General features: G+C 63.7%; 1 protein-coding gene. It reads left to right on the top strand.

Going from position 1 to position 262, the window contains the following annotated elements; translation table 11 throughout:
* Nucleotides 1-262 (top strand): cellulose biosynthesis cyclic di-GMP-binding regulatory protein BcsB (locus tag ACYYG1_RS17550; RefSeq protein ID WP_461211624.1); only part of this gene is annotated, 262 nt, incomplete at both ends.

Below are 262 nucleotides of genomic sequence, written 5' to 3'. Positions count from 1 at the left end.
GCCACGTTGACGCTGAACTTCGCCCATTCACCGGCGCTGCTGCCCGAACTCAGCCAGCTCGTGGTGATTGTGAACGGGGAGGTGGTGAAGACACTTCCGCTCACGCGTGAGACGGCGGGCGGGCTGACCGTGACCGTGCCGGTCGATCCCGCGCTGTTCCTGCCGGGCGACAATCGGCTGAACCTGCGCCTCGTCGGTCATTACACGCGGGATTGTGAGGATCCGTTCCACAGTGCTTTGTGGGCCAGCATCAGCAATGTCC

It is taken from the genome of Desulfocurvus sp. DL1XJH-121 (assembly GCF_054819825.1).
Note: the sequence above shows the minus strand (reverse complement) of the source record. Positions and strands in the feature narration are given on the sequence as shown.